The sequence below is a fragment of the Cellulosilyticum ruminicola JCM 14822 genome, from assembly GCF_001311925.1.
Taxonomy (GTDB): Bacteria; Bacillota; Clostridia; order Lachnospirales; family Cellulosilyticaceae; genus Cellulosilyticum; species Cellulosilyticum ruminicola.
Genome location: NZ_BBCG01000029.1, coordinates 21,179 through 44,561 on the forward strand (window position 1 = coordinate 21,179; position 23,383 = coordinate 44,561).

At 33.1% G+C, this 23,383-nt stretch carries 19 protein-coding genes, 2 pseudogenes and 2 riboswitches; of the genes and pseudogenes, 3 read left to right on the forward strand and 18 right to left on the reverse strand.

Annotated features, from left to right (window positions below):
* Positions 1 to 18: 18 nt before the first annotated feature.
* The 10 genes and pseudogenes from JCM14822_RS10790 to JCM14822_RS10835 all read right to left on the reverse strand — a co-directional run bounded on the left by JCM14822_RS10790 (position 19) and on the right by JCM14822_RS10835 (position 8,930).
* The gene (locus tag JCM14822_RS10790) at positions 19 to 1,134 is read right to left on the reverse strand and encodes an Mbeg1-like protein (RefSeq protein WP_054742267.1); all 1,116 of its coding nucleotides are present in this window, start codon (positions 1,132 to 1,134) and stop codon (positions 19 to 21) included.
* A gap of 398 nt (positions 1,135 to 1,532) precedes the next feature.
* On the reverse strand, positions 1,533 to 2,696 hold the full coding sequence (gene thiH / locus JCM14822_RS10795; RefSeq protein ID WP_054742269.1) for a 2-iminoacetate synthase ThiH: 1,164 nt from the start codon (positions 2,694 to 2,696) through the stop codon (positions 1,533 to 1,535).
* A gap of 83 nt (positions 2,697 to 2,779) precedes the next feature.
* Positions 2,780 to 3,568 carry a thiazole synthase gene (locus tag JCM14822_RS10800; RefSeq protein ID WP_054742271.1) on the reverse strand — a complete coding sequence of 263 codons (789 nt, stop codon included), beginning with the start codon at positions 3,566 to 3,568 and terminating at the stop codon, positions 2,780 to 2,782.
* 119 nt (positions 3,569 to 3,687) lie between these two features.
* The gene (gene thiF / locus JCM14822_RS10805; protein WP_330377461.1) at positions 3,688 to 4,446 is read right to left on the reverse strand and encodes a sulfur carrier protein ThiS adenylyltransferase ThiF; all 759 of its coding nucleotides are present in this window, start codon (positions 4,444 to 4,446) and stop codon (positions 3,688 to 3,690) included.
* A 21-nt stretch (positions 4,447 to 4,467) separates the two neighbouring features.
* Complete coding sequence (gene thiS, locus JCM14822_RS10810; RefSeq protein WP_054742273.1) at positions 4,468 to 4,662, reverse strand: sulfur carrier protein ThiS; 195 nt, start codon at positions 4,660 to 4,662, stop codon at positions 4,468 to 4,470.
* 192 nt (positions 4,663 to 4,854) lie between these two features.
* Positions 4,855 to 6,029, reverse strand: a pseudogene (locus JCM14822_RS10815) (phosphoribosylaminoimidazolecarboxamide formyltransferase).
* Positions 6,030 to 6,420: 391 nt separating this feature from the next.
* Positions 6,421 to 7,134 (reverse strand): IMP cyclohydrolase, encoded by a 714-nt coding sequence (locus tag JCM14822_RS10820; protein WP_054742275.1) that lies wholly within the window; start codon positions 7,132 to 7,134, stop codon positions 6,421 to 6,423.
* A gap of 115 nt (positions 7,135 to 7,249) precedes the next feature.
* Positions 7,250 to 7,331: riboswitch (ZMP/ZTP riboswitch) on the reverse strand.
* A gap of 92 nt (positions 7,332 to 7,423) precedes the next feature.
* Positions 7,424 to 7,735 (reverse strand): AzlD domain-containing protein, encoded by a 312-nt coding sequence (locus JCM14822_RS10825; protein ID WP_054742277.1) that lies wholly within the window; start codon positions 7,733 to 7,735, stop codon positions 7,424 to 7,426.
* Positions 7,725 to 8,450, reverse strand: coding sequence for an AzlC family ABC transporter permease (locus JCM14822_RS10830; RefSeq protein WP_054742282.1), 726 nt, complete (start codon positions 8,448 to 8,450; stop codon positions 7,725 to 7,727). Before JCM14822_RS10830 ends, JCM14822_RS10825 begins: the two co-directional genes overlap by 11 nt.
* Before the next feature lie 81 nt (positions 8,451 to 8,531).
* Positions 8,532 to 8,930 carry a hypothetical protein gene (locus JCM14822_RS10835; RefSeq protein WP_054742283.1) on the reverse strand — a complete coding sequence of 133 codons (399 nt, stop codon included), beginning with the start codon at positions 8,928 to 8,930 and terminating at the stop codon, positions 8,532 to 8,534.
* Positions 8,931 to 9,164: 234 nt separating this feature from the next.
* Between JCM14822_RS10835 and JCM14822_RS19350 the strand changes: the two genes are divergently transcribed.
* Positions 9,165 to 9,527 (forward strand): MATE family efflux transporter, encoded by a 363-nt coding sequence (locus JCM14822_RS19350; RefSeq protein ID WP_172674811.1) that lies wholly within the window; start codon positions 9,165 to 9,167, stop codon positions 9,525 to 9,527.
* A 51-nt stretch (positions 9,528 to 9,578) separates the two neighbouring features.
* Positions 9,579 to 9,812 (forward strand): MATE family efflux transporter, encoded by a 234-nt coding sequence (locus JCM14822_RS10845; protein ID WP_054742286.1) that lies wholly within the window; start codon positions 9,579 to 9,581, stop codon positions 9,810 to 9,812.
* A 135-nt stretch (positions 9,813 to 9,947) separates the two neighbouring features.
* On the opposite strand, the gene JCM14822_RS23890 is transcribed toward JCM14822_RS10845, so the two are convergent.
* The 7 genes and pseudogenes from JCM14822_RS23890 to JCM14822_RS10875 form a co-directional block, all read right to left on the reverse strand.
* Complete coding sequence (locus JCM14822_RS23890) at positions 9,948 to 10,469, reverse strand: hypothetical protein (protein ID WP_330377464.1); 522 nt, start codon at positions 10,467 to 10,469, stop codon at positions 9,948 to 9,950.
* A 35-nt stretch (positions 10,470 to 10,504) separates the two neighbouring features.
* Positions 10,505 to 11,191, reverse strand: coding sequence for a hypothetical protein (locus JCM14822_RS23895; protein WP_330377465.1), 687 nt, complete (start codon positions 11,189 to 11,191; stop codon positions 10,505 to 10,507).
* 150 nt (positions 11,192 to 11,341) lie between these two features.
* Positions 11,342 to 13,471, reverse strand: coding sequence for an RICIN domain-containing protein (locus JCM14822_RS10855; protein ID WP_054742288.1), 2,130 nt, complete (start codon positions 13,469 to 13,471; stop codon positions 11,342 to 11,344).
* Positions 13,472 to 13,676: 205 nt separating this feature from the next.
* Positions 13,677 to 16,178, reverse strand: coding sequence for a beta-xylosidase family glycoside hydrolase (locus JCM14822_RS19355; RefSeq protein ID WP_083461392.1), 2,502 nt, complete (start codon positions 16,176 to 16,178; stop codon positions 13,677 to 13,679).
* Between the two features lie 297 nt (positions 16,179 to 16,475).
* Positions 16,476 to 17,068, reverse strand: a pseudogene (locus tag JCM14822_RS24530) (helix-turn-helix domain-containing protein).
* 239 nt (positions 17,069 to 17,307) lie between these two features.
* Positions 17,308 to 18,399, reverse strand: a complete 1,092-nt coding sequence (locus tag JCM14822_RS10870) for a BMP family lipoprotein (protein ID WP_054742290.1) — start codon at positions 18,397 to 18,399, stop codon at positions 17,308 to 17,310.
* A gap of 98 nt (positions 18,400 to 18,497) precedes the next feature.
* Positions 18,498 to 18,599, reverse strand: a riboswitch (purine riboswitch).
* Between the two features lie 246 nt (positions 18,600 to 18,845).
* Entirely contained in the window at positions 18,846 to 20,231 is a 1,386-nt protein-coding gene (locus tag JCM14822_RS10875) for an MATE family efflux transporter (RefSeq protein WP_054742296.1), read from the reverse strand.
* Positions 20,232 to 20,483: 252 nt separating this feature from the next.
* Here JCM14822_RS10875 and JCM14822_RS10880 point away from each other — a divergent pair, with 252 nt between their 5' ends.
* The gene (locus JCM14822_RS10880) at positions 20,484 to 20,783 is read left to right on the forward strand and encodes a ferritin-like domain-containing protein (RefSeq protein ID WP_172674812.1); all 300 of its coding nucleotides are present in this window, start codon (positions 20,484 to 20,486) and stop codon (positions 20,781 to 20,783) included.
* 156 nt (positions 20,784 to 20,939) lie between these two features.
* Here JCM14822_RS10880 and JCM14822_RS10885 read toward each other — a convergent pair whose 3' ends face one another.
* Complete coding sequence (locus JCM14822_RS10885; protein ID WP_054742299.1) at positions 20,940 to 22,796, reverse strand: polysaccharide biosynthesis protein; 1,857 nt, start codon at positions 22,794 to 22,796, stop codon at positions 20,940 to 20,942.
* Between the last annotated feature and the right edge of the window lie 587 nt (positions 22,797 to 23,383).

Consider the following 23,383-nt stretch of genomic DNA (forward strand, 5'->3'; position numbering starts at 1 on the left):
TCGTAACTGATTTAAATACTAACCTTGCCTTTGTGTAATGGCCTGCACATAATACTTGGAATATTCTCCTGCGAGAAACATAATGGTCTTAGTCACCATATCTTTCGTTTTTTCATCCATAGTATTTAAAGTCTTTAATATCACACTTATATTTTTAATCTTTTCTACCATTAATTCATTTACAGTTCTAGCGCCTGTTGCTTCTAAAGCTTCAAAAACAGTTTCTATAAACTTTTGCTTCTCATTTGCTTCTAACTTACCTAATAAAGCTGTAAGTGAATCATTTAACCTTTTACTATTCTCACTAATACCTTCTAAATAAATGAGGCTATTTCCCATGACTTCCCATTCCATAATGTCATGTTGTAAGATGCCTTTATTCCCACTTTTAATCACCAGATATTCTTCTTCATGCTCTAATAGCATGCCTACCACAGAAGATTCTGGCACAATGGTTTTAATCTTATGAAGCATTTCTCTATAATTTTTACTTTCAATTATTTCTTTATTAAAACCTGGGCCATCATTATTATAAATCTTAAGAATACGACGCTTGAGCCTTGAATGGCACATAATGCCTGCATACATAGCGAGATTACCTCCCTTTGAATGCCCTCCTAAACGTATAATTCTTCTACTTCGCTTAGTTGTTTCCTCTAAATAAGCTAGTGCATCTATTTGTGCTGGCACAGGTGTAATATACGTCATTTTTAAATCTTCTTTCCAGCCCACCAAAGTATCATCAGTGCCTCTATAGGAAATATAAGTTGTACCATCTCCTAATAAAATATGCAGTGCTGCAAATTGTTTTTCATCTGTATAATCTATCGTACTTACATATTTGCACAAACCTATATGCCTAAATCTTTCAGTAGCCGCTACTTTCTTTAATATAAAAGGCACTAACTTAGTGGATATGGTCTGTACTTTTAATTCTTCTTCTGAATACATTTTAAAAAACAGCTTACTCGCATCTTCTAGTGTGATAATATCACGGTACATAGGTCCTGGTACAATTCCATCAAAGTTAATATATGAGACTAATGATAATATTAAGTTATCAATTTCGTTAAAAGGTGCTTGTGCAAATGTTAAGTCGCCACGCCATATTAAATAATCTACTATATTGGCCATAGCACTCCCCCCTATTGCAACTTATTATATTTCCCCTATTCACGATTATTATACTACAGTTCAAATGAAATGTAGTCTGATAAATAAATTATTTCATATAGCTTCTAAAAATATCTCATCATAAGGCTTATCAACTGTTACAATATATTCTTTTTCATGTTCATGCTCTGCTGCCAATATACTATGGGCCAAATCTCCGTCATTTGTTCTAAAGTTCTCTGCATCCCTTTATTTATTATGGCATAAACACCTTCAAAAGAGGATCGCCACGCAAAAAAGAACTACCTTGAAATTATCCCTAACTCCCGATAGTCCTCTTTTATTATTTATATATTACCAATCCCAGTAATTCATACACTATATTTATTATTTATCAAATTAAAACAGTTAATCTTTCTCTATACAAATACATATTCATTTGTTACAGGTTGTAATCCTCTAGATTTAATAGCTGCATAAACCTCTTCAAAGCTGCGGTTATCTGCTATCTCAAATTGATTATCACCTTTATCTGCAATCTCTTCTTCCGTATGACTGCCTATACCTGTACTTACCCCAGCAGATATTTTTGTGGCTGCAAGGCCAATCACATTATCTCTAAACTCTGCACGTTCTCTAGTAGATATTGTGATACTTGCAAATGGCATAAATAAACGATAAGCTATGATGACCTGTAAAAGCTGCATCTCATGAACATCTTTAGGATTAATTTGAGCATTATTAATGATTGGTCTTAATCTTGGACAAGAAAAGGCTATCTCTGCATGAGGATATTTTCTTTGAATAAGATAAGCATGCATTCCTGTAGCAAAGGCATCTTTTCTAAAATCATCAAGCCCTAATAAAGCAGCAAAGCCTACGCCTCTCATCCCACCTTTAAGGGCACGTTCCTGAGCACACATACGATATGGAAAAACACGTTTATGTCCTGCCAGATGTAATGTTTCATATTTATCCGCATTATAAGTTTCTTGAAATACGGTAACAAAGTCTGCCCCACATTCATGTAAATAGGCATATTCATCACTATTCATTGGATAAACTTCAAGTCCTACCATTTTAAAGTATTTACGTGCAATTTTGCAGGCTTCTCCTATGTATTTAACATCACTCATCTTTCGGCTTTCCCCTGTTAGCATCAAAATCTCTTCAATGCCTGTTGCCGCAATAGCAGCCATTTCCTTTTCCATCTCCTGTACATTAAGCTTAGCACGTTTAATTTTGTTATGGCAGTTAAAACCACAGTAAATACAATAATTTTCACAGTAATTGGCTAGATATAGTGGTGTAAACATATACACACTATTTCCAAAGTGCTTTCTTGTCTCCTTTTGTGCTGCTTGTGCCATTTCTTCTAAAAAAGGCATAGCCGCCGGTGAAAGAAGGGCTGCAAAATCCCTTGGGTTACGCATCTCCTTCTCTAAAGCTCTCTTTACATCTTCTGCCGTATAACTATTATAATCATAGGCATTCATTGCCTTAATTACTTCTTCCATAATACCTGGTTCTAAAACTTCCATGCCTTCCATATATGCCATATGATCTGTTCTTGTTTCACTCATATTATTTATAGCAGTTGCTGTATTTTTACTGCTTTCTCCCTTCTACTTTTCTCTTTAACCCTATTTTTACTTCTAGTCTCTAATTAATCTTGTAAAAAACCAGTTAAAGGAGAGGAAGCACTTGCCCCACTTGCTAAAACACGACCAAGTCCAGAAAGATAAGCAAGTCTTCCTGCTTCTATGGCATTTTTAAAGGCTCTTGCCATCATTGTAATATTGCCGGCTGTAGCTATAGCCGTATTGGCCATAATAGCTGCTGCCCCCATTTCCATAGCTTCACAAGCCTGACTAGGTGCACCAATCCCTGCATCTACAATAATTGGCAGGTCTATTTCATTAATTAAAATCTTGATAAATTCCTTTGTACAAAGTCCTCTATTTGAACCAATAGGTGAAGCTAGAGGCATAATTGCTGCTGCTCCTGCATTTACTAAATCTCTTGCTACATTTAAATCTGGATACATATAAGGCATGACAATGAAGCCTTCTTTTGCTAAAAGCTCTGTAGCTTTAATAGTCTCTGTATTATCAGGTAATAAATATTTGCTATCTCTCATAATCTCAATTTTTACAAAATCCCCACAGCCTACTTCTCTTGCAAGTCTTGCAATACGTACAGCTTCTTTAGCATTTCTAGCTCCTGATGTATTTGGTAAAAGGGTGACATCTTTAGGAATATAATCTAAAATATTTTCCCCACTTCCAGTATTGGCTCGGCGTACTGCCATAGTCACCATTTGTGCCCCTGCATCTTCTATAGCCGCTTTAATCAGTTCTAAACTATATTTCCCTGAACCTAATATAAATCTAGACTCAAATTCATGCCCACCAATTACTAATTTGTCTAATCCATTTACTTTCTTTTCATCCATGCCTATTCTCCTTATCTCTATTTTCTATTTATAACTAGTCGTAACATCTGTTTATTAAACTTCTTCTATATTTAAAATAAGCCTTAAAATCATATTAGCTTGATGCCCTGCACAAATGCTTACTCTAGGCGCCATAAGCCCCATTCCTGCTTTGCCCCATTATAGAGGTCCCCACAAATATAAAGGCGCTTATTAATCTTCTTAGTCTGAATCTCATTACTACTTTCATAACCAGCCATCCCAGAAGCTGCTACAATTTTAATATCTCCTCGCGCCTCTAATAAAGCGTTAACAATCATTGCTTTAGCTTCTGGCTTATCAAAAGCTTCACAGACTATTTCCTCCTCTTTAAAAAGGTCTAACACATTTTCTTGTGTTACTTTAAAGGTATCGATTTCCACAGTGATATAAGGATTAATTTCTTGAATCTCTTGTTTTAAAGCTTCTGTTTTATACATACCTAAATGCTTAATCTTATACATCTGACGATTTAAATTACTTGGTTCTACAATATCAAAGTCAACTAAATGTAAATGCCCTACACCAGTTCTTGCAAGTTCTATAGCAATATGAGATCCTAGCCCCCCAAGTCCTGCAATAGCGACTTTGGCTTTCTTAACCTTTTCATGAACACTTGGCGTATGTCTTGCACACATTAACGCTTCTAGTTCTTCCTTGCTAGGCATCTCTCCTTTTACAATAAAGGCCACTTCGTCCCCTTCATCAAGCTTTAAGTCTTCATCTGTTTGGAACCCATTATAAATTGTAATAAGTGGCCCCTTAATTGCTCGAGTTGCTCCATATAGGAATTCTTCTTTAAGTGTCCATAAAGACTTACTTTTTACCTCTTGCTGTTTACCATTTATGCTTACTTTCAAATTAATGCCCCCTAACTTTTATCAGCCTCCACCTACAAAGTGAATAATTTCAATTTTATCTTCATCACATAGATAAGTTGTCTCATAAGTACGTTTAGACACAATCTCCTCATTAATTTCAACAGCTACAGTTTCTAAGCGATAACCCGCTGTCTTTAAAAATTCTAAAACTGTTACTTTTTTATACTCTTGTTTTTCACCATTTACTGTAATCATTTTTTCACCCCCAAAGCTTTAAATTTAATTAAAAAGCAAAAAAGGCCGCACGAAAGAATACTACACCCGCGGTGGTGTACCCCTTCATGCGACCTTTGTCACACTCTTATTCAATAAGCATTTGCCTACTGGTCTTAAATGTTATATGCAATTTTTAATTACTAATATTATAGTCAATTATTTGCGTATTGTCTAGTGGTGGAATAAACGAATACCTGTAAAGCACATTGCCATATTGTGTTTATTACATGTATCAATAACTTGATCATCACGAATAGAACCACCTGGTTGTGCTACATATTTTACACCACTCTTATAAGCACGTTCAATATTATCACCAAATGGGAAGAAAGCATCTGAACCTAAAGCTACTTCTGTCATACCATCAAGCCATGCACGTTTTTCTTCTTTTGTGAATACTGCTGGTTTAACTTTGAAGATTTTTTCCCATTCGCCATCAGCTAAAACGTCCATATAATCTTCTCCAATGTACAGGTCAATTGCATTATCTCTATCCATACGACGAATAGAATCTACGAATTGTAAACCGAGTACTTGTGGAGATTGACGAAGATACCAGTTATCAGCTTTACTTCCTGCAAGACGTGTACAGTGGATACGAGATTGTTGACCAGCACCAATACCAATCGCTTGACCGCCTTTAGCGAAACATACTGAGTTAGATTGTGTATATTTTAATGTGATTAAAGAAATGATAAGGTCAATTTTAGCAAGCTCTGGAATTTCTTTGTTTTCTGTTACCATATTGCTAATGAATTCTTTATCAATTTTAAGTTCATTACGTCCTTGTTCAAAAGTAATACCAAATACTTCTTTATGTTCAATAGGTACTGGTTTATAATTTTCATCGATTTTAATAATGTTGTAAGTACCTTTTTTCTTAGCTTTTAAGATTTCTAAAGCTTCTGCTGTATATCCTGGAGCAATGACACCATCAGATACTTCTCTACCAATGATTTTAGCAGTACTTTCATCACATACATCTGATAAAGCAATGAAATCACCAAATGAAGACATTCTATCGGCACCTCTAGCTCTTGCATAAGCACTAGCAAGTGGAGAAAGTTCTCCAAGATCATCTACCCAATAAATTTTGCTTTCAACTTCACTAAGAGGTAATCCAACAGCAGCCCCAGCAGGAGATACATGTTTAAAAGAAGTAGCAGCAGGAAGCCCTGTAGCTTCTTTTAATTCCTTAACAAGCTGCCAACATTGAAAGCATCAAGGAAGTTAATATAACCAGGTTTACCATTTAAAACTTCAATAGGTAAATCTCCATCATTCATAAAAATTCTAGATGGTTTTTGATTTGGGTTACAACCATATTTTAATTCTAATTCTTTCATGTAAAAATCCTCCATATCACTTATATGTTATTAACTCACGAACATCTCTATTTCCAAATCACACAAATACTCATTTTTTCTTCATCAAATTATACGTTTTTCAAATCTTACTCTTTCGTTTCTCATATAACTCACTATTCAAACATTCTCGTTCATCTCAAATTCACTACTCCAATTAGAAAAGTGGCTTCATTCACTTCTCACATCCACTCTAGCTAGCATTTGTGCCGTGGGCTCGCTGCTGCAACCGACCTCTCGTGGGGTGTGGTTAAGTGATTACATTTTATCTAACATTCAATCGAAGGGAGTGTTAAGGAAAATGTAATATGCCACTTAACCATGCTCCTCAATGACTAATCTACGGTTACCCACCCACCGGCACAACCCAATACTATTTATTTTTATTAATGATACGTGTTTCATATTCGCCACTTTCAATATCAATATATCTTACGAATAAAGAAACTTTATTTTCTTCATTTAAACTTTCCCATAACATATTTGTGAACTCATCGATTTCTTTATCGATTGCTACAAGTTTTGGTTCTCCTTCGAAGCTTGGAAGTGGATTTTCATTGCATTTATAAGTGTGGATGAAACGTCCTTCTCCAGCTTTTACATTATCATATGTAAATGTATAACGATTACAACAAGATGGATCACCGTTATTGCTCTTTAAAATAGACATTGCATAATCATATTTTCCGTTTTCAATATGCATAATACCTGAAATTCTAGGTGTATAGTTAGGACCATCTGGTTCAAATTCACGTGTTTTAAGTGCTGCTTCAAATGTAAATTCTTTGTCCATAAGTTCATAAATTGTGTCTGTTTGGTCACCATTTGTTACGATTGTACGATTGCCAAGTACACGTACTGGTGCATAAATGATTAAACTTGGATCACTTAATTTAGATGGGTCAAATGCTTCTGTACGGATGCCTTCACCTTCTGTAACAAAAACGCGATTTCTACTGTTTTCACTTCTACCCATGATAAAGTAAGCTGTTACTGCTTTTTTGCCATCAGCTGATCTACCAATTACAATACCTCTACCTGGATATGGGTTTGCTTTTAATTCTTGTTCTAATGCGATCATTTTCATTCTCCTTTTAATCATTCTTAATATGCATTTCCTTATTAAGTGATATACCTAGGTTGTTTCTTTCAAAGAGCTGCAAATAAGTATACGAAAAGCCGACAACCTGGATACCCTAAATAAATGGTGCCCAGGCGGTCGGCTTCTAATAATCTGTACTCCCTGTGGGTACTCCCACTTATCCGCCAGTCATACAGAACATACTTTTAAAATACACTATTTCACTTTGATTTGCAACTACTTTTATTAAAAAATATGCAATTATTAATAATCTTATGTTAAGACAAGTTATATTCTATAACCCTAAAATTCTTTCCACGATAAATACAACCATGCAGCCACTTGCAGCTACCATTAATAAACTTTTTTCTAAAAAAGCCATAATCAGTGCTACGCCAAATCCAATCCCTGCTGAAATAGGACTTTCCGTAGATGTTAAAATTGTTGGAAAGGTCATAGCTGCTAATGTGGCATAGGGTACATAAAATAAAAATGACTTAATATAAGTATTTGTAATCTCTTTTCGAATGAGTGTTAAAGGTAACATTCGAATCAAGTAAGTTACTCCTGCCATCACAAATATATATAAGTAAACATTATGCTGCATGTGCTGTTTCCTCCTTATATTCTTCATTTACTGGGAAAAGCCAAGCAGCTATACCAGCGATTATTAAAGTTAAAATTATAATTCTAAAGCCAAATGAAATTTCTTTTAAATAAGGTAATATACTAAATAATACGCTGCCTATCATGCTTATTATGACTACACCGCATATCACTTTATTTGTTTTAGAAGGTGGTATGATAATCGCTAAAAACATGCCATATAAAGCAATTCCTAATGCACTACTGATACTTGCTGGTAGAAACTTTCCTGATACTACCCCTAAGAATGTGCCTAGTACCCATCCAAATACAGAAATCACAATTAATCCATAAGAATAATAAGGACTAATCTTTTCCTCTCTACTCACAGATACTCCAAAAATTTCATCTGTTACTCCATAGGCTACAAGTAATCTATGCCCAAGTCCTGCACTCGAATCCAGCTTTTGCGAAAGTGAACAAGACATTAATGAATATCTTAAATTTAAGATAATCTGCGTACAAATTACTTCATAATACCCTGCTCCTATAGCAATTAAATTAAGCCCACCAAATTGTCCCGCTGAAGTAACATTGGTAATAGACAATAAGACAGCTTGAAAAGTACTAAGTCCCATTTCCTTAGCAACCATCCCAAATGCAAAAGATACTGCGAAATATCCCAAACAAATAGGCACACCATCTTTTAAACCATTTTTTAAATAACTCTTCTTCATATATCTACTCCTATCTAAAATATAAGCTATAAAAAAGACCATGGTTTACACCATAGTCTTTTATACCACAAACTCTCACCCTTAGTCCTCTTTTAAAAGCTTTACTAAAAGTACACCCCCATCTGGAATTTGTAAGCTCAGTACATCATCTACACTAATCTCTTCCGATGTAAGTACGCAATATGCTATGTACTTACCTTCTAATTTCATAGCTGATAACGGAATTTCAACAGATGTCTCCTCTGCTTTTTTGTTAAAACAGCTTAAATATGTTCCTGTTTTATCACTACTATATAATAAAATTACATCTTCAGTTTCAAAGAACATCTTTGTATCTTGTGTAATTTCAAAAGCCTTTAATATGAGTTGTTCTTTAATAGATGGTGCTTTGCCACCTGCTTTGAAGTACTCTTCAATTTCTTGTGTTGTAACATTATCCCTAATAATGCTTGCTACCTTAGGCACAATAATAGTCTTCATTTTATGACCTCCATTCTAGTACGAGCTTTTACTTTTCTGCTTATATTATATCATTTTTTAGCATAAAAAAATAGATTTACCATTAAATTATCTTTACATTTATGTACTATTCTACAAATTGACGCATATTCTTTTTGTATGCTACCATATACTATAATTTTATTCATAAGGAGATTGAATCTATGCGTACATATCATGATGATAAACTTGCCACTAGGCAGGCTCATACTTAGCATGGCTATTTCTGTCGCTATTACCCAAATCGTTAACGTTTTATACAACATCGTAGACCGTATGTACATTGGACATATTCTAGAAGTAGTCACCAAGGCTTTAACAGGCGTTGGGATTTGTTTTCCTATTTTAATGCTTGTTTCAGCTTTTAGTTCTTTTATAGGCGGTGGCGGTACACTACTAGCAGCAATTGAACTTGGTAAAGGCAATCGCAAAGAAGCTGAAAAGGTCTTAGGTAATAGTTCTATACTTCTATGTTTTATTTCCATTACTTTAATGACCTTTTTATGCTTTACAAAGCCCCTATTCTCTATGCTTTTGGAGCAAGTGATGAAACCGTTCCTTATGCCCTTGATTATCTAAGTATTTATTTATGGGGGGTACACTTTTATCCTAATTTCTGTAGGACTCAATATGTTCATTACTTGTCAAGGACAAGCTAAAATTGCCATGCTTTCTGTTTTAATTGGTGCAGTTATTAATATTATTTTAGACCCAATCTTTATTTTTATCATGCATCTAGGCGTTAAAGAGGCAACTTTAGCAACTGTTATTTCTCAATGCTGTAGTGCAATATGGGTAATTAAATCTTCTTCTCCCCTTATCATTACACCTTCAATTTCAGTGCAATCTTTACACTTCAATTAGCAAAGTCACTTAATTAACTTTTCTCTTTTTAAGCCTATATGTGATCAAAGAAAGCTAGGGTAGTGGTTGGGTGAAGGCTACCTGTGGAGTAATTTGCGCTCCTCCACTACCCTAACGGCCCCTTTGCATCTCCTCTTATATAGGTCGTCTTCCTACATTTGTATTATCACATTTTCTATCTCGTAAAAGCTCAATAGGATTTTCTTTATCTTCATAACGATAATCCATTTGTTTTTTATCTATATAATCTGCAATGACTTTATGACCTGGTTCTTCTGCTACATTTTTATTCACTATATCTTGGAAATTAAAGAATAGGGCTGTTTGAGGCAATTCTCCGATATTAATATATTCATCTTCTACAGAAGTAAGTTGTACTGTATCTCTTAAGATATTACGTACATATTCTTTATTTTCATGGAGTTTTAGAAGTTCTGGGAAATTGCCATCTGGTATAACTTGTTGCCACTCTTTGCCTTCGTATTGTTTGAGAAGATCAGCTGCTTGGTGTAAATGTGTGATTTCTTCACAAAAATGTTCTTCCCATATTTTTTTAATATAAAGGTCTGTTTCATCTTCATAACAAGAATAATATAAATAACACTCTGTATACTCATGATTTAATAAATTTTCCAACCATGTAAGTTTAGGATCCATTAAACTGCCATAATGACTTACATGCTCTTCTTCTACTAGGCAATTTCTTGATATAAGTTTCTGCCAATATCTGTATCATAGAAACCTGCCACATTCATATAATAATTCATTGTTTGCTGTTCTGCTGCTGTAATGATACCTACATTAAGTTTTGTAATAGGTGCAGCTTTGCAATAATCTACATAAGCTCGAATATTATCTGTTGGATAACGATGGTGGGCAATAGTTGGTCTTCCTGGTGTAATCTCTGTATAATGTCCCACTAAGTTTTCAGCCTTAATGCCACGTTCCATTTCTAGCAAATCCGAATAACGATAGAGATGATCAAAATCTTCAAGTAGTGCAAAATCTAATGCCATTTTTACATGTTTATCAGGTTCCCTTTTAGCAAGAGCTGCAGTTAAATCAACTGCTAACTGTTCATAACTTATAGTTGTTTCAAGAATTGTTTCATCCCTTGGTTTAAGTGTAGCTATAATTTTTTGTTGTTGTTGCTCACTTCTTCTTGTAGCTACAATAGCACGCCTTAAATCATTATTAGTGCAATGACGGGAAAATTGATGTGAAAACCATACAGCTTCAAATTCTGTACCATTCATTAAAATAATACGTGTCTTTGTATATGGGTCTACTTCATTTTTGTTATAAGGTTTTGGATAAATGCTGCACCAATCCTTAAATAATTTATTTAACTTCATTGGTTTTTCTAAAAAGGGATTCATAAATATTCTCTCACTTTCTTTCTAGTTTTGCATCCTTTAAATTAAACAATATTATTAGTATGATTATTTTTATAAATCTCATGCATCCTTATTCACTAACATATAAAAAAGGGATATTGCAAAATAAACTTCTGCAATATCCCTTAATGCTCATGGAATATTATTGTTATTTATTGATACGTTGCTTATTGTTACACTAGCAGGACCACTTCCTAATTGTCCACCTAATGTACAGCTTTCACCTGGAGCTAAACTTGCTTGCCAGCTTGGTGGAGTAACTGTATATGTGTTACCACTTTGATTTGCAATTGTCCCATTCCAGATAGCTGTAATTGGTCTATCTGTTGTAAATGTACATGTCCAGTTATTTAATGTGCTATTTGTTGTATTTGTAATTGTAATCTCAGCTGTAGCACCTGAGCCCCAATCTGATACAACTTTTACAGCAACTGCATTATCACTAACTGGTTTAGTTTCTGTTGTTGTTCCTTCTTGTATATTTTTATCATCGCAGCTTTCTAATACCCATGTCTGATTAGATGCACCACTATAAGCATATTCTAATACATTAGCACCGTCATTTATTGCTCTCTGCTCTACATCTAATCCTTTTGTATCGCTTGAACATCTTGTTAAAATACCATATACTCCATTTTGTGCTGTGCTAACTAATTTATATTGTTGAGCTGTTGCACCATTAGCTGAGTATACTTGCATATTTGTACCATTTTCATCTTTGCCATAAGTTACATCTAACATAAATCCTGTACCATTTTTAAGTGTCACATAACCATTATCTACATTAGTTAAGTACCATTTTTGTCCTGCTACACCTGTTCCAGTACTGATTTCTACATTTTGACCATTTGCACCTTTATTATCTTTTACTTGAAGATATTTTTGTGCATTTGTATTTTTGATATAGTACCAACCATCTTTAACTGTAGCACTTTGTACTGGTGTTGGAGTTTGAATTGGAGTAACTGTTCCTGTTTGTGATTCTGTTCCTAATGAACAAACAAATGTTGATACACTATTTGCAGGAAGTTGTGCCCAGAAACCATTTCCTGATGTTTCAAGATTAGCTGTTTTAGCTAAGTTTTCATTAGCTGAAGTTCTGTAACGATCTACAGTAGCAATATTACCGCCACTTACATTGAATTTTTGAGTAACTGCTGATGAACCTTTATTGATAGCTACAATAACAGCTTTATCATCACCTTTATAAGCAGATACTAAAACATTAGTGTCTGGATTCTTTGTTGCATCAACTCTTACATATCCTGGACGGATGAATTTAGAATATTGTGCCATAGCATAACCACGTTTAGTAACTGCTCCATTTTCATTCATAAGGCTATAGCTTCTACGAATATACCACCATACGTAAGCTTGGAAATTTCCTTCTACTAATGCATTATGAATATTCGTTGAAACTTGTACTGCTTCTGGCCAACGGTCAGCTGAGTTTGCATCACTATTTGGAACATATACTTCTGTCATCCAAAGTTCTTTACCAGCTCCTTTTTGTTGGAAAAGAGGGTATGGCATTTGAGATACTTGTGTACCATAGAAGTGTGCACCTAAAATATCCATATTTGAAAGTGCTTTTGCATCATTTAAGATAGGGTCTGACATATTTTTCAAGTATTGGAATGATTCTGGTGCAATAACACGACAGTTAATTGAATCTGCATAGTTTTTCATGAAATTAAGAATTTCTTGTGGTGTCCACCATGTCCATTCATCTGCATAATCTGGCTCATTTTGAACAGAAATAGCATATAAGTTAACACCATTATTTTTCATATATGTAACGAAATCATTAAGGTGTTGCGCATATGCACCATATTGACTATATTTAAGTCTTTTTTGATTAGGTTTACCATTACGTGTGAATGTCTCTACCATACTACTTGGTGGATTCCAAGGTGAAGCAAATATGATTGCTCCTTTTTGTGCAGCTGCTTTAGCTGTTGCTACTTCTTTAGACCAGTTATTTTTGTTTTCATCCACATGGATTCTTAAAATAGAAAGGCCTAATTGATTAGTTCCATTTCCAAATGCTGTCTCACGTTGTCCTGATGTTAAATCTGATATCCAAACAGGATGATTCATTCCCCCAAAGCCACGAATCACTTGTTTTTGTGATGATAAATTAACATTAACATCACTTGCTGCAAAGAGGTCAATAGACGGTATCATGGTAATAACCATTGCAAGCGCCATTAACCATACAAGAATTTTACTAAAAGTACTTTTTCTTGTGCATGTAAACATAATTTCCATCCCCTTTACTTTTATTTTATATAAAATATTAAGCATTTAATATAATACTTAATATTATATATAACATATTTTATTAATTTTTTCAATATTTGAATTTAATTAAATAATTTCAATTAATAATTATGTATATTTTTTTGTTCTTTTTTGTTTTTTATTTAATTATACTAACATCTTATGTATCCCTTGTATGCTACAACTATTTTAAAGAAACATTTGTAACTTTAACATCTCCATCACCATTACTTAATTGACAACCAAATGTATAACTTTCATCTTTTGCCAAATTTGCCTTCCATGCTGGATTTGTAACAGTATATGTATTTCCTTCCTTACTTACAAGTTCCACATTCCAAATAGATGTAATTGGACGATCTGTTGTAAAAGTACAAGTCCAACCATTTAAATCTTTTCCTGTTGTATTTGTAAGCGTAATATCTCCTACAGCACCACTTCCCCAATCTGAGGTTACTTTCACACTTAAAGTTTCTCCTTGGCTTGGTTTTTGCTCCTCACTAGGATTTGGATTAACTACTTCACTACCGCTTCCTGATACTTCGCAATTTTCTAAAGTCCATATCTGATTTGAGGCTCCATTATATTGATACTGAATAACATTAGCCCCATCTGTTACGCCTCTTCCTTCTACATCCAATCCTCTTACATCTGTTGATGCTTTTGTTACAATACCATAAACATTAGCCTTATCAGTAGGCAATAATTTAAATTGTTGTGCATCCATTCCATTTGGTGAATAAACTTGAATATTAGTCATATCTTCATCTTTTCCATATACTAAATCAAGTGCATAATCATGACCATTTTTTAATGTAAAGTAGCCATTACCTACATTAGTTAAATACCATTTTTGACCTGTACTACCTGTGCCCGTGCCGATTTCTACATTAACACCATTTCCACCTTTATCCCCTGCTACTTGAAGATACTTTCCTGAACCTGTATTTTTAATATAATACCAACCATCTTTTAATGTGGCATAGTTTGTACTTGGTGTTACTACTACTGGTGGCTTTGTTTCTTCTTTTTCTGTATTTGCACCTTTTAATTCATCTGATACTCTAAAGTAATCAAAATCTACATAACCACCCGTTGTTTTGGTAGCATAATTAAAGAGTCCAAAACGATATCCCATAAAGTGGTCTAATGTATATTCCATGCTTAAACTATTTCCAATTTTCTTCCAATTCTCACCATCTACACTATAATAGAAATTAGCACGATTACCACCTTCAAAATTAAAATCAATTTTAAAATAAACCTTATTTGAATTTAAATTTACACTTTCTATTTCCTGTGGTATTGAATTATTTGAAGCATTTACCATAACAATTTTCTTTACACCATTTTCCATCTTAATGCCTACATAACCATATTTATAAGAAAATGCTGCGAGACCTGCTACGTCTCCATTTTTCATATTACTTACATCCACAGCTACTTTTCCTGAACATGTTGGTCCATATGTTCTTTGTGTCAAAGTATTTCTTGCACTTGTAAGTGAATTGGTAATACCACTTGTTTTAAGCCTTAAACAACCTGGTTTTTCTTTTAAAGACCAACTATTATTATCAGGATTATGGTTCCATTGCCATACAAGATCTAATCCTGATTTATATGTCTTTCCACTATCTCCATTAAATTCATCTGATTTTACAATCACTTTTTCACTACTTATACTTGCTGGTTTATTCATTGTCTTTTGTACCCTGCCGTTAGTTCCCATCATAGGCCAACCATTTACCCAATTTACCGGAACTAATATTGGGCAACGTCCAACTGGTCCATGATCTTGGAATAATAATCCATACCATTGGCCATCTTCAGTATCCACAATGCCACCTTGAGCGACACCGCCTACATTATCAAAATTATCTTGTAAAACAATTCTTGATTCCCAAGGGCCATTTAAAGATTTACTACGACTTACATATTGACTACGAGGTTTGCCACTTGGCCACGCAATATTAAACACATAATAATAGCCATTTACTTTAATAGCTTGTGTTCCCTCAAACAAACTATTTCCTACTAAATTTTTTCCACTAAATAATAAACCACTTGCTCCACCCATTTTAATACCTGTGGCATCTGAGTTTAATTCTATGTATCTAATATCTGAACTACCATATAACATATACACTTTACCATTATCATCAAATAATAATGACATATCATGGTAGCAACCATTTATCTCAAATTTCGTCCATTCACCATTTTCAATGTCTTTTGTTTGATAAATATATGTCTTGCCAGTTGTATAAGACATGAAACTTATGTAATAAATTCCTTTATTATATTTTAAACTAGCTGCCCAAGAACCCTTTCCATACATGTTTTTACCATTTTGTAAATTAGTATCTTCTTTACTTGCTAAAGTATCATATACATAATTTACAACTTCCCAGTTAACAAGATCCTTAGATTTCATAATTGGACATCCTGGTGATAAATGCATTGTAGTACTTGCCATATAATACGTATCTCCTACACGAATGATACTATCATCAGGAACATCCGCATAAATCACTGGATTTGTAAATGTACCATTTCCATTATCTGAAGATGCTGATGCCCACACTGTTTCACTTTCTACTCCCATTCCTATTGCAAGACAAATTCCTAAACATCCTGTCTTAACGACACGCCATTTTTTTCCCCTTAACATTTTACTTAATTTCACATTCTTCTCCCCCTTCTTAAGTGCCAAACTACTTTAACTTTTATTAAAAATACTATACACCATCTTATTTTTTATAAATATAAAACGTATAAGATGAATAATTATTATGTATTTCTTGTATTAGTTTAGCATACTTAATTTTATCATCTATACAATTTTAACAGTTTTTTATAAAAAAATATTCTTTATTTGTAATCTTATTTTTTGTAAAAATACTATAAAAATTACTAATACTATCATATAAAACAAGTACAAAAAATGATACCTAAAATAATTTAGATATCACCCTCTTGTACTTTACTTTATTCTAATGTCTTGTTTCCAAAATCCATCATTATTACAATAAAAATAAAGTGTCCCTCTTTGCATTTTAGGAAATCTTACAGCAGGACTTTGTTCTGGATAAAGTTTGATAATTAGCACACGTTCACTGCAAACATAAGCTGCAAATGAAATATAATGTGCTTTTGTCATATCATGATCAAATGTAACATAATAATCATCCTCTATTTCCTCTATTTCTAATGCATGTGCTTCATCTACTTTTTGTGCTTCAAGTGGTATAAGCTTTCTGCCACAACATGAAATTTCACCTTCACCTGTGCTATTAATAATATTGCCACAGTTAGGGCATACATAAAATTTAATTCTTCTCATATTTCCTCCATCTACTTCATTAGGCTTTAAATCTCCTAGTAATATCTTTTCTACATTTACGCCTAATACATTTGAAAGTTCACTAAGCAGAGATACATCTGGACATCCTAGTCCACGCTCCCATTTCGAAATGTTTTATCACTAATTCCCATTGCATCTGCCACTTGTTTTTGTGTCATATTCTTTTCTTTGCGTAAACTATAAATTAATTTACCTACCTTTATGCAATCCATCTTAGTTTCCCTCCCTTATATGTAGCATAACTTGTAAATACCATTTATACAATAAACGCTCCGTAGAGTTTATATGATTAAAGTTCCTGCTATAGTTACAGCAATACTTAATTTATCAATTAAATACTATTTCTAAATTATACTATACTTACTATTCTCCTTAAAACTTAAATATATTTATATCTCATAAAATTAAAAAAGTGCCGCAAGACTTTGCGGCACTTTCATTAATCTATCTATTATGCAATTAAACCTTCACCAGTTGCTGAAATTTTAATTTCACCATTTTGAACTTTTTCATATACTGTATTGATTGCATTAATTGTTTCTTCACTTAAGTTAGGATTTTCGCTTGGAAGACCTACACCATTATTTGCTAAACCATATTCTAATGTTTGTCCACCTGGGAAGTTTCCTTCAACATCAAGTTTGATGGTATCATATACAGCTACACCTACATTTTTAAGTGCAGATGTAAGAACTACTGAGTTTTGGCCTTCATAAATACCATCATTATATTGGTCAGCATCTACACCAATTACCCATACTTTTTGTCCTGCTGCTGCTCTTTCTCTAGCTTCTTTAATTACACCAGCACCAACGCCACCTGCTGCGCTAAAGATTACATCTACACCTCTGTCATACATTTGAGCAGCAAGTTGTTGTCCTGCAGCTGAATCTGTAAATGTTCCTTGATAAATAAAGTTTTTATCTTCTACTTTAATATTTGTTCCTAAATTTTCATTAGCGTATGCAATACCTTGTTGATATCCCCAGTTAAAGCTTTGAATAACATCACTTTCCATACCGCCGATGAAACCAGCATTTGCTTCTTTTAATTGAACTGCTGCTGCAACCCCTGCAAGGAATCCAGCTTCTTGTCCCTTGAATACAACTGCAACTGAATTATCAGCTACTTTTACATCACCTGATGCTGAATAAATAGTTGAGTCTGTAATAACAAATTTAGCATTTGGATATTTTGTTTGTGCTTCATACATTGGTGTTGCAAATTTATATCCAGATCCAACGATGAAATTAAATCCACCATCATAAAGGTTTCCGAGCTCTTTCATTAATTCTGGCTCTGTTGTACCAGTTGGTTTTAAGTATTTAGATTTAACACCAAAATCTTTCCCAGCTTTTTGGATTCCTTCCCATGTTAATTGGTTAAATGATCTATCATCAATTGAACCCATATCTGTTACCATACCAATTTTTACGTTAGATGTAGCGCCACTAGCATTTTCCGAACCTGCACTGCCACATCCTGTAAGGGCTGTTACTGCTACTAATGTTGCTGCTAATACTTTAGTTAGTTTCTTTTTCATGTGCTTATCTCCTATGTCGTCTCTGATGTCTTTAGAATATTTTCCTGCGTCATATAAGTTGCACCGTATCTCAATAGAAATAGTTTAAATACCTGCATTGGTACTGCCAAATCTATCGTAGTCAAATCATTTAAGGTGATTTGGTAGAAACTGTTGAACCATATTTTCAACGTTATACGATGTGCTTATTAATGTATTAATTATATTAATGGAAAGTAGACCTTTTGTCTATACTAAATTTAATGTTCTAATTTTAAATTTAAATATTTATTTTAAAATCTTCTAATTAATCACCTATGTTTACACCTGACAAATACTTTAATATCTCGGTCTTGCGCACCCTACTTTATTTACAGATTATATTCTTTATATAGGTTTTGCAGTTATTTGAAATATTATAATAAAAAAGTACTTTTACAATATAAAATCTGTAAAAGTACTTTTTATTATATGATACTATGTTCCGCCCATTTCCCACTTAAAAATCTAAGTGTAAATAAGATGCCTCTTATAGTCCAATCAGCAAACATGCCAATCCATACTGCAATTGGCCCAAAGCCCCAAACTTTACAGAGGTAAACGCATAGTGCTACCCTACAAAACCACATCGTTAAACTAGATAAAATCATAGAAAATTTCACATCTCCTGCTGCACGCATACCGTAAGCTGGAATAAATGATAATGCCCATGAAATTGGCTTCGTTATTGTAATGAAAACTACCATTTCAAAGCACATTCTAGCACTCTGTGCTTCCATTCTAGCAAGTGCTGTAACCGGCTTTGTAATAATTAATACAACTAAACAAGATATGATAATTGCAACTTCTGCATATCCTGTTAATTTTACTATGTAATATTTGGCTTCTTCTTTACGCCCTGCACCCATACATTGTCCTACAACTGTCATTAAACCTATACCTATACTTGCAGCTGCAATTCCATTTACATTTTCTAAAATATTGGTCATAGCCTGTGCTGCAATAGCTATTGTTCCTAATTCTGACACTGTAGATTGAATCATTAACTTACCAAATTGAAACATACCATTTTCAATACCAGAAGGCACCCCTATGGCTAAAATCGTCGCAATAAGCGTAAAATCAGGCCTGATTTTAAAATAGTCTTTTATTACAATAGCCTGCTTCGGCTTACGTAAAAAATAAAAGATTATAATAGCATTAAAAGCTCTTGATAATAATGTAGATAACGCTGCCCCTGCTACACCCATTTTAAATACAAAGATTAAAATCATATTCCCTATTATATTTAAGATATTAGATAAAATAGAAACCTTCATAGGAAATTTAGAATTACCACTAGCTCTATAAAAAGCTGAGCCTGCATTAAATAACGCCATAAATGGATAAGAAACAACTGAAATCAAGAAATAGATCATAGAGTTATCCATTACATCTGCTTCTATATTTCCAAAAATAATATGTAATAGTGGCTTCCTTGCTCCTATACCAATCAGCATCAAGCTAACTGAAATCACAAGCATCGCTAAAACCACTTGCCTTGCTGCCTTATTACATCTTTTCTCATCGCCTCTGCCTAAGCACTGCGAACATACAATAACTGCCCCTGCTGCCATGGCTGAAAACACTTGTAAAACTAATGCATTGATAGAATCTACTAGTGATACTGCTGAAATGGCTGCGCTGCCTACCGAACTTACCATCATTGTATCCGCCATACCCATAAATGAATTTAAAAGCTGTTCAACCATAATAGGGATTAATAATACCCACAGTGCTTTATTGGTAAACAGTTTATTATTGATATCAATTTGTGAAGCATCATAAAGCTTATTTCTAATTGCTGCTAACATGTTGTTCCTTCTTTCGCTAATTTTTATATTTATTAGTGTCCAATTGGACGACTCCTTAATATATTGTAGTAAAATTACTTTTAAGTGGGGCGCTGAGAGAATAAAATCTCAAAAATGTAATTATAACACAAAAAAATCACCAAAGTAACAATTATGCACCATGCCGTAATACAAAATCTTACACTGAAGATAAATCTAATAATCACTATGCTCATAAATCTAATTATGCAGAAAGCTGTCCTCGTAAAAAATATGATTCACCTTCAAAAACTTGGTGAACTCATTGTCCTTCTTGGTGGCAGACTTGATTTCAAAGCACGTAAACATGGCTGCGGTAAAAATTGGTCACCTAACTATGTTAAAGTACTTTACAATTATGATGAAATCATTAATGCAAATATTGAAGGCGAACATACTACTATTAGACAATATGAAGAACACATCAAATGTATTAAAGACTGTTATATCACAGATATCTTAAAGCGTATTGTTAAAGATGAAAAATACCATATCCGTTTTTTAAAAGATTTATTAAAACATAAATGTAATTAAGTTTTACATTTATGTTTTAATAAATTTGGCACACTCTAAAATATCCCCTTTAATGAGCCTTCACTCATTGCAGAGGGATATTTTTTATACATAAATTTAATTTATTATAACACTTTAATTTTATGTTATCATCTTTATTTTCTATATTTCTTGCACTTATTTACTTGCTGCAACTGTATCATATTCTAATTGCCTATAAGTTGGTACAATACTTTTTAATGCTTTTCGAACATCTTCTTTATTAACTATTACACTTTTTAATTCTTCTAAATAATTGCTTAATTGTTCAAAATCAATTTCTCCAGCTTTACCCACAAAAATCTTATCAGAACTTGTTTTGGTCAAACCTTCTTCTGCCATTAAAAGCTCTTCATAAAGTTTCTCTCCTGGTCTTAAACCAGTAAACTTAATCTTAATATCCTTATCAAGCTCAAGGCCTGAAAGTCTAATAAAGTTCTTAGCTAAATCTAAAATTTTAACTGGCTGCCCCATATCTAATACAAAGATCTCACCACCTGTTGCAAAAGAAGTAGCTTCTAAGATGAGTCTTACAGCTTCAGGAATTGTCATAAAGTAACGGATAATCTCTGGATGAGTAACTGTAATTGGTCCCCCTGCTGCAAGCTGTCTTTTAAACAAAGGAATAACACTGCCATTACTACCTAATACATTACCAAATCTTACAGCCACAAAGTCTGTGGTACTAGTTGTTTCATTAATAGATTGAATAATCATTTCACATAAACGTTTTGTAGCCCCCATTACATTGGTTGGATTAACTGCTTTATCTGTTGAAACAAGTACAAACTTACTTACATTATGTGCCACTGCACACTGTGCTACATTAAAAGTACCAAAAACATTATTTTTAATTGCTTCTTCTGGATTATCTTCCATAAGTGGTACATGTTTATGAGCTGCTGCATGGAATACAATGTTAGGTTTATAAGTTTCAAACACTTCATCAATTCTCTTGCGATCTCTTACAGATGCAATCACTACACGTATAATATCTCTAGGAATACCATTTTGTAAAAGTTCCATTTGTAAATCATAAGCATTATTTTCGTAAATATCTAAGATTACAAGTAAACGTGGTTTAAAACTTACAATCTGACGGCATAATTCGCTGCCAATACTTCCACCACCACCTGTTACTATAATCGTACGGCCTTTTAAGATTTGTCTTAACTTCTTATTGTTAAATTGAATTTCTTCCCTACCTAATAAATCTATTGGCTGTACATCTCTAATAATTGTACTAAACTGTTGAGGCTCATTTAAAAGTGCTTCTATTCCTGGGAAAATCTTAACTACTCGCCTAGTATTCTTACAAATTCTAATAATTTCATTTTTACGTGTATATGTGGCAGATGGAATAGCAATGATAATCTCATCAATCTCATATTCCTCTACAAGTTCTGCTACATCTTCTATTTTACCTCTAATTGGAATACCATTTAAAGTCAATCCTTGTTTTTCAAGATTATCATCTACACAAAGTACTATTCTTTCTTCTGTAATGCCTTTATTGACTTCAAAATCTTTTATAATAAATGTAGCAGCTTCACCTGCTCCCACTAACATAACACGTTTAGTAGCCTTTTCTCTACGTCTTATGCTATCTATCCTTTTATAAACACGATAACTTGAGCGAATTCCTCCTAAAAAAGCAAGTAATACTAATGGATAAATAAGATAAATTGATATTGGAAACATCTTTTGGCCAATTATTCCTAAAAGTATAAACAAAGCATCTCCTATATAGCATGCTATTGCTAGTACACACATCTCTCTAAAACTAATATAGTGCCACAAATTCTTATATACCTTTAAGATATAAAATGTTCCAAATAAAATAATAGTTAGCCCTAATGCACTTTTCATATACAATGACTTATATTCCGCTGAAATACTCCCATTAAAACCCAAAAATAATGTCACTATAAAAGCTACGTTAATCATTACTAAATCCATACCATACATTAGTTTCTTGTAAAAATGTCCTTTCATCTCTTTCCTCCCTACTCCTTTTAATGTCTCATTTATATACAAGTAATTTTTATTCTCTAACAAATCTATTTACTAATGTCCTAAAATATTCACCTTATTTATTTTTTGTCAAACTATTTGATAATAAAAAACAGGCATGATGCACACTTTTTGTGAATATCACACCTCAATAATTCTCCGATCCCTGTGCCTTTAATCTTTTTACGGGCTAATTTTGTTATTAATACCATCATAAACTGCATTCTCTGTAAAATATGTATATCTTTCCCCTTCATTTTTCCATCTCCACACCAAAAAATAAGTTGCATTTAAATAATACATCTTCTCATATCCCTTCTTTATTATTAACCCTTCTTATGTCTTTTCTTTCTCTAACCCTTTAGCTGTCCTTTAATAATGCCTTTAAAGTATTATTGTTTACTTGTTGATAATATTAATTCTTTATATTTTCTTTATTATATCATAATTTTGTCACCATATTAACTTTTAAATCCCAATTTTTATATAATAATTAATATTTTAACTCTAACTTAATATCAAGCAATTTTATATTATTTTAATATATTTTATTTATATTTAATTAAAAA

What these genes read in the sequence shown, in the direction of transcription:
- JCM14822_RS23895 (WP_330377465.1), bottom strand. Translation starts at nt 11,191, where the DNA reads ATGAATCCCTTTTTAGAAAAACCAATGAAGTTAAATAAATTATTTAAG.
- JCM14822_RS10875 (WP_054742296.1), bottom strand. Translation starts at nt 20,231, where the DNA reads ATGTTAGCAGCAATTAGAAATAAGCTTTATGATGCTTCACAAATTGAT.
- JCM14822_RS10855 (WP_054742288.1), bottom strand. Translation starts at nt 13,471, where the DNA reads ATGTTTACATGCACAAGAAAAAGTACTTTTAGTAAAATTCTTGTATGG.
- JCM14822_RS10880 (WP_172674812.1), top strand. Translation starts at nt 20,484, where the DNA reads ATGATTCACCTTCAAAAACTTGGTGAACTCATTGTCCTTCTTGGTGGC.
- JCM14822_RS23890 (WP_330377464.1), bottom strand. Translation starts at nt 10,469, where the DNA reads ATGGATCCTAAACTTACATGGTTGGAAAATTTATTAAATCATGAGTAT.
- JCM14822_RS10800 (WP_054742271.1), bottom strand. Translation starts at nt 3,568, where the DNA reads ATGGATGAAAAGAAAGTAAATGGATTAGACAAATTAGTAATTGGTGGG.
- JCM14822_RS19350 (WP_172674811.1), top strand. Translation starts at nt 9,165, where the DNA reads ATGGCTATTTCTGTCGCTATTACCCAAATCGTTAACGTTTTATACAAC.
- JCM14822_RS10835 (WP_054742283.1), bottom strand. Translation starts at nt 8,930, where the DNA reads ATGAAGACTATTATTGTGCCTAAGGTAGCAAGCATTATTAGGGATAAT.
- JCM14822_RS10830 (WP_054742282.1), bottom strand. Translation starts at nt 8,450, where the DNA reads ATGAAGAAGAGTTATTTAAAAAATGGTTTAAAAGATGGTGTGCCTATT.
- JCM14822_RS10790 (WP_054742267.1), bottom strand. Translation starts at nt 1,134, where the DNA reads ATGGCCAATATAGTAGATTATTTAATATGGCGTGGCGACTTAACATTT.
- thiS (WP_054742273.1), bottom strand. Translation starts at nt 4,662, where the DNA reads ATGATTACAGTAAATGGTGAAAAACAAGAGTATAAAAAAGTAACAGTT.
- JCM14822_RS10885 (WP_054742299.1), bottom strand. Translation starts at nt 22,796, where the DNA reads ATGAAAGGACATTTTTACAAGAAACTAATGTATGGTATGGATTTAGTA.
- JCM14822_RS10825 (WP_054742277.1), bottom strand. Translation starts at nt 7,735, where the DNA reads ATGCAGCATAATGTTTACTTATATATATTTGTGATGGCAGGAGTAACT.
- JCM14822_RS10820 (WP_054742275.1), bottom strand. Translation starts at nt 7,134, where the DNA reads ATGAAAATGATCGCATTAGAACAAGAATTAAAAGCAAACCCATATCCA.
- thiH (WP_054742269.1), bottom strand. Translation starts at nt 2,696, where the DNA reads ATGAGTGAAACAAGAACAGATCATATGGCATATATGGAAGGCATGGAA.
- JCM14822_RS10845 (WP_054742286.1), top strand. Translation starts at nt 9,579, where the DNA reads ATGTTCATTACTTGTCAAGGACAAGCTAAAATTGCCATGCTTTCTGTT.
- JCM14822_RS10870 (WP_054742290.1), bottom strand. Translation starts at nt 18,399, where the DNA reads ATGAAAAAGAAACTAACTAAAGTATTAGCAGCAACATTAGTAGCAGTA.